Here is a 5,725-nt window from a genome sequence, read left to right on the forward strand (position 1 = left end):
CGATGATCAAGAGGTTTGCGTCACGACACGCCGTGGCCCGTGACGCGAACCTCTTGATCGCCAGGGGAAAGAGGGCCTGGTGGGGGGTTTACGCCCGGAAGTGTCGGTCGTGGCGGGTAGCGTCCGGCCACCAACTCAAGAAGGGGTGCGGCGATGGCGAGCGTGGCGGGTTGGGCGGCGGCGTCGACACAGGGCTCGTTCCCGCCGCTGCCTCGCGCGGTGGCGCAGTCCTTCTACCGCCGGATGCGAGCCGTGGCGCCGGCCGCCGTGGGCGCCATCGAACGGGACCGGGCGGGCGACGCCGAGCGTCCCTTCGCCGAGACCGCCTGCGGCCGGCTGGCCCGTTCGCTGGACGACGCGGGTCTGCGGGCGCTCGGCATGTGGACGCATCACCGGTGCATGCGCTTCTACGACGACGACACGCGGGTCGGCCGGCGGTTGATCCGGGAGATCGCCGCACGACCCGGGCTGGGCTGGACGGCCGACGAGGTGCGGTGGATGCTGCGCGAGTCGGTCTCCGCCGGCCCCGCCGCCGCGGACCGGTTCACCCTGCCCCGCGCCGCGGCGGCCCACCTGCCGCCGGCCGAGCGGCCGCTCGACGAGCTGCCGCCCGAGGTCGTGGTGCCCCGCCAGCGGCGACCCGGCTGAGCCACCCGACTGAGCCACCCGACCGAGCCACGCGGCTGACCGCCCGGCGACCGACTGGGGCAGGATGGACGCCGCCCCCGCCCCGACGGAAGGACGCGCCCGATGCCCGCGAGCGACCCGACCATCCTCGCCACCAGCATGGGCTTCCTCCGGGGCGACCGAGGCCCGTCCGACCTGCGTCCCGGGCCGGTCTTCGAGCTGGCGGCCGAGCTGGCCGAGGCCGGTACGCAGCCACGGGTGTGCTACCTCGGGCAGGCCGTCGGCGACCAGCCCACCTCGCTGACCGCCGTCTACGGCGCGTTCGCCGACACCCGCTTCCGCCTGTCGCACCTCGCCCTGTTCCCCATGCCGAACGTCGAGGACGTCCGCGCCCACCTGCTCGCCCAGGACGTCATCTGGGTCGGCGGCGGCAGCGTGGCCAACCTGGTCGCGGTCTGGCGGGTGCACGGGCTCGACGAGATCCTGCACGAGTGCTGGCAGGCCGGCGTCGTGCTGGCCGGCGTCTCGGCCGGGTCGATCTGCTGGCACGTCGGCGGCGCCACGGACAGCTTCGGCCCCCGCCTGCGCGGCTTCACCGGAGGGCTGGCCTGGCTGCCGTACGGCAACGGGGTGCACTACGACAGCGAGGGCCAGCGCAGACCGCTGATGCACGAGCTGGTCGGCGACGGGACGCTGCCGACCAGCCACTGCACCGACGACGGCGTCGGCCTGGTCTACCGGGGCACCCGCCTGGTCGAGGCCATCGCGGACCGCGAGGGCGTCTCGGCGTACGAGGTGAGTCGCGGTGCGGACGGCAGTGTGCGGGAGGCGGTCATCGCTCCCCGCCTGCTCGGCTGAGAGCGGATCAGACCCGGTCCTCGAACGCGGCACACACGGTCGCCCGTACCTGCGGCCCCTCGATCGCCCGCAGCAACTCCCGGGCGAGGGCGATCTGGTGCCCCTCGTCGACCGTCCGGTCCATCGGGGTCAGCTCCACCCGCCACCGGAAGTAGAGGTAGTCGTCCTCGTCGGTGGCGGCGAGCCGCGGGTCGGCGTCCTCGTTGGGGTTGATCTCCAGCAGGTTGCCGCGAACGTCCACCGAGTCCCGTCGGTACGGCACCGCGTCGGGCAGCCGGGTGCGGATCAGGTCCAGCAGCTCCGCCGCCGTCAGCGGACCGTCGACCATGATGAGGAACTGCAACGTCGTCTGCACGTCTGCCACCTTGCCAGATGCGGAACCGCTCAATCGAGCGGGAGGAACGGGCCGTTGTCGAACTTGCCGCCCCGACGCAGCACCGAGAACTGCACCTTGTGGGGCACGTGGGTGTCCATCAGCTCGCGCCGCAGATGGGTGAAGTCGGTGCCCAGGTCGAAGCTGGCGAGCTGACCGTTCTCGTTGATCCGGCGCAGCATCGTCTTGCGCAGCCGGGTGCCGTCCGGGGCCCGGGACAGGGACCGTTCGGCCAGGTCGAAGAAGGTCTTGTCGTCGACGATGAGCGCCACGTCGATGTCGGAGTCCGGGCGGGCGGTGCCGCGTACGCGGCTGCCGTGGGCGACCAGGTCCCCGTCGGGCAGCCCGGCCTGCCGCTGTGTCTGCCGGGCACCCCGGGCGAACCGGGTCCACTGCCGTTCGGTGAAGCCCTGCGGGATCTGCCGGGCGGCGCGGGTGGCTGCCGCTTCGCCCGCTTCGCCCGCCACGTCGTCGGCCCGCCGCATCATGCTGCGGGCGGCCTGCGCCACGATGCCCCGGGCGGCCGTCGTGGCGCCGTCCGGCAGGTCCCGTCGACGGCCGGTCACGTCGGCTCGCCCGACTGCTCGCGGGGCGACACCGCGCCCGCGCCCTCGTCCGCCTGCTCGTGGGGCGACACCGCGCCCGCGCCCTCGGCCGCCTGCTCGTGGGGCGACACCGCGCCTTTGCCCGCCTGCCGACGGCGTAGCACCGCGTCGAAGACCTGCGCCAGTTCGGCGGCGTCCTCGCCGGCGTGGTGCGTGTGCGGCACGTCGTGCAGACCCAGCTCGTGCTTGATCTTGCCCTTGCGGGTCTGGACCCACTCGCTGCCGGTCAGCCCCATCCAGTAGCTGCGCAGGTCGACGCCGGAGCCGGTGGCACCGAACGGGCTGTGGCCGACGAAGCGCACGAAGTACCAGTGCACGAACATGCCGTCCCACACCGCGGGTGCGGCGAGGAAGACCGGCCGGCCGATCCGGCGCAGCCCGTTGACCCAGGCCGCCGCGGCGGACATCGCCTCCTGGGCGGTGGGTGCCTCGCGGAGCAGGTGGTCCCGGTCCAGACCCGACACGGCCAGCGCGGCCGGGACGAACTCGTCGGAGATGGGGCGTAGCTCGGTGTAGAACGTCAGGTCCGGGCGACCGGCCACGGCCATGCCCAGCGAGATCATGCTGTACGGCCCGGGAATCGGCCCGTCCGCCTCGACGTCGACGCCGATGTACAGCTCGGGCAGGGGTGAGGTCATCCCAGCACCACCCCGATGGCCTGGTCGATCAACATGTTGAGGACGATGTCGGTGAGCTTCTTGAAGACCGGGATCTCCAGCAGTGAGGCCCCGAATGTCGGCGCCGCCGTCGCGAGCGCCTGGATGATCTGCACCAGCAGGATGATCAGCTGAACGATCACGTTGATCTTCAGGGCGAGGACGATGAGCGCGCACACGAAGAGCGTCGCGGCCACCATCTGCGCACCGGTGCCACCGTCGCGCAGCACCGACATCGCCGAGCCGTCAGCCTCCCAGCGCTCCTGGAACGCGGTCAACGCGTCGCCCTGATTGCCGGCCAGCACCCGCTGCGCGGCCGCCGTACCCTCCGCCGCCGCGTTGTTCAGCGAGTCGGCCATCTCCATCCACATCTGGCCGAGCTCGAACATCTTCGTCTCGTCCGACTTGGGCCAGGTGTAGCCCAACTCGTTGAGCAGGCCGGCGAGTTCGCCGGGCAGCATGATGCCCATCGACCCCGCCTTACCAGCTCTTCGTCGTGAACTGGGCGTCGTTGTCCTGCTCGACCAGGTCGTACTGGTCGGCCATCAGGCCCAACCCGTCGCCGAAGCCCCGCAGCCCGTCGACGACCGACCCGAGGCACTCCGCGGCGATCTCCTCGGCCACCTGGTACGACATGCCGATCAGACCGCCCACGTCGTCGTCGCCGAAGATGTCGCCCATCGAGGCCGTCCGCGCGCGCAGCGCCTCCCACTGTGCGGCGAGCTGCTCGGCCACCGTCGTCAGGTGGCCGCCGCCCTGCCGCAGCGCGGGTGGATGCACCTGCAGGTCGTCGCGCATGTCGTCACCTCGCTGCCTGCTGGATGCGCCGCACCGCGTCGGTGAGCGCGTCGGTCATCGCGGCCATGCTGCGTACCGACTCGTTCTGCAACTCGTCGAGCTGCTGGCCCAGGGCCACCGGGTCGACCGCGGGCGCGTCCGCCGCCTCGCCGGCCGCAAGGCGCAGGTCGTCCAGCGCGGCGTTGACCGCCATGGTGATCTGCTCGCCGAGCATCTCGGCGCCCATCCGCAGGGCGCGCGGGTCCACCGTCACCGACTCGACGCGTTGGCCGACCGCCACCACCTCGACCTGGCCGCCCGCTGCGGAGCCGGTGCCCCGCGCCGGCTGGACGTCCAGGTCGTCGGGAACCTGCCCGGTCGAGCGCATCGACGCCAGTGCCTGTCGCGTCTGCTGGAACAGCCGGTCGAATTCCGTCACCTGATCCACAACGCCCCCTAACGCCGCACGCGACATCGAGAGGGTAGCAACGGGATTCCAGCGCCGGGACCCACCGAGGCGCGACCAGGGCCGACGTCCGGGCCGCCGGAATCGGAGCCGCCTGGACCGGTCCGCCCGGCACCGGCGTAAGCTGGCCCGTCGTGAGTCTCACCATCGGCATCGTCGGCCTGCCCAACGTCGGCAAGAGCACGCTGTTCAACGCGTTGACCAAGAACGACGTGCTGGCGGCGAACTACCCGTTCGCCACCATCGAGCCCAACGTCGGCGTGGTCGGGCTGCCCGACGAGCGGCTGGGCAAGCTGGCCGAGATCTTCTCGTCGCAGAAGGTGCTGCCCGCCCCGGTGTCGTTCGTCGACATCGCCGGCCTGGTCCGCGGCGCGTCGAAGGGGCAGGGACGGGGCAACGCCTTCCTCGCCAACATCCGCGACGCCTCGGCGATCTGCCAGGTCGTCCGGGCCTTCTCCGACCCGAACGTCGTGCACGTCGACGGCAAGGTCTCCCCGGCCGACGACATCGAGACGATCAACACCGAGCTGATCCTCGCTGACCTGCAGACCCTGGACAAGGCGCTGCCCCGGTTGGAGAAGGAGGCCAAGCTCCGCAAGGACCGCTCCGCCGCGGTCGCCGCCGCGAAGGCGGCCATCGAGGTGCTCGACGGCGGCACCACCCTGTACTCCGGGGCCGCCGCCGCCAAGATCGAGCTGGAGCACCTGCGCGAGCTGCACCTGCTCACCACCAAGCCCTTCCTGTACGTCTTCAACGTCGACGAGGCCGAACTCGCCAACGAGACGTTCCTCGACGAGTTGCGTGCCCTGGTCGCCCCCGCCGAGGCCGTCTTCATGGACGCCAAGATCGAATCCGAGTTGGTGGACCTGCCCGAGGAGGAGGCCCGCGAGCTGCTGGAGTCGATCGGGCAGAACGAGCCCGGCCTCAACCAGCTCGTCCGCGTCGGCTTCCGCACCCTCGGGCTCCAGACGTACCTCACGGCCGGCCCCAAGGAGGCACGCGCCTGGACCGTCCCGGTCGGCGCCACCGCGCCGGAGGCCGCGGGGGTCATCCACAGCGACTTCCAGCGCGGTTTCATCAAGGCCGAGGTGGTCTCCTACGGCGACCTGGTCGAGCACGGTTCGATGGCGGCGGCCAAGGCGGCGGGCAAGGTCCGCATCGAGGGCAAGGAGTACGTCATGCAGGACGGCGACGTGGTGGAGTTCCGCTTCAACGTCTGAATCCGGCCTGTTCTCGCAGGTCAGCAACACGGCGCCGTCTTCGAGGCGCAGCATGGTGCGCGAAGATTCGGTGCTGGTTGGTGGTTGCGGTCCGCCGGTGTTCGGGTGGATCGTGATGGGGTTCGTCGTGGTCGACTCCGAAT

The 5,725-nt window shown here is 71.5% G+C and carries 9 protein-coding genes; 3 read left to right on the plus strand and 6 right to left on the minus strand.

From position 1 onward, the window contains the following. The first annotated feature begins 153 nt into the window (after positions 1-153). Positions 154-648 carry a hypothetical protein gene (locus tag F8271_RS29370; protein WP_151493079.1) on the plus strand — a complete coding sequence of 165 codons (495 nt, stop codon included), beginning with the start codon at positions 154-156 and terminating at the stop codon, positions 646-648. Between the two features lie 102 nt (positions 649-750). Next, entirely contained in the window at positions 751-1,485 is a 735-nt protein-coding gene (locus F8271_RS29375) for a peptidase E (protein WP_151493080.1), read from the plus strand. A gap of 7 nt (positions 1,486-1,492) precedes the next feature. On the opposite strand, the gene F8271_RS29380 is transcribed toward F8271_RS29375, so the two are convergent. From F8271_RS29380 to F8271_RS29405, 6 genes are read right to left on the minus strand one after another with little or no spacing between them, the layout of a single operon-like run. Next, positions 1,493-1,840, minus strand: coding sequence for a hypothetical protein (locus F8271_RS29380; protein ID WP_151493081.1), 348 nt, complete (start codon positions 1,838-1,840; stop codon positions 1,493-1,495). A gap of 29 nt (positions 1,841-1,869) precedes the next feature. Next, the gene (locus tag F8271_RS29385) at positions 1,870-2,424 is read right to left on the minus strand and encodes a nucleotidyltransferase domain-containing protein (protein WP_151493082.1); all 555 of its coding nucleotides are present in this window, start codon (positions 2,422-2,424) and stop codon (positions 1,870-1,872) included. Next, positions 2,421-3,101 carry an exonuclease gene (locus F8271_RS29390; protein ID WP_225854848.1) on the minus strand — a complete coding sequence of 227 codons (681 nt, stop codon included), beginning with the start codon at positions 3,099-3,101 and terminating at the stop codon, positions 2,421-2,423. The genes F8271_RS29385 and F8271_RS29390 overlap by 4 nt, the downstream gene beginning before the upstream one ends. Beyond that, positions 3,098-3,589: a hypothetical protein gene (locus F8271_RS29395; RefSeq protein ID WP_151493083.1), complete on the minus strand. Its 492-nt coding sequence runs from the start codon at positions 3,587-3,589 to the stop codon at positions 3,098-3,100. The genes F8271_RS29390 and F8271_RS29395 overlap by 4 nt, the downstream gene beginning before the upstream one ends. Positions 3,590-3,599: 10 nt before the next feature. Next, positions 3,600-3,917, minus strand: coding sequence for a hypothetical protein (locus F8271_RS29400; protein WP_151493084.1), 318 nt, complete (start codon positions 3,915-3,917; stop codon positions 3,600-3,602). A gap of 4 nt (positions 3,918-3,921) precedes the next feature. Further along, a complete protein-coding gene (locus F8271_RS29405) occupies positions 3,922-4,335 on the minus strand; it encodes a YbaB/EbfC family nucleoid-associated protein (protein ID WP_192580512.1) in 414 nt (137 codons plus the stop codon). 161 nt (positions 4,336-4,496) lie between these two features. Between F8271_RS29405 and ychF the strand changes: the two genes are divergently transcribed. After that, positions 4,497-5,582, plus strand: a complete 1,086-nt coding sequence (ychF, locus tag F8271_RS29410; protein WP_151493086.1) for a redox-regulated ATPase YchF — start codon at positions 4,497-4,499, stop codon at positions 5,580-5,582. The last annotated feature ends 143 nt before the right edge of the window (positions 5,583-5,725 follow it).

This window comes from Micromonospora sp. ALFpr18c (assembly GCF_008868155.1).
GTDB lineage: Bacteria > Actinomycetota > Actinomycetes > Mycobacteriales > Micromonosporaceae > Micromonospora.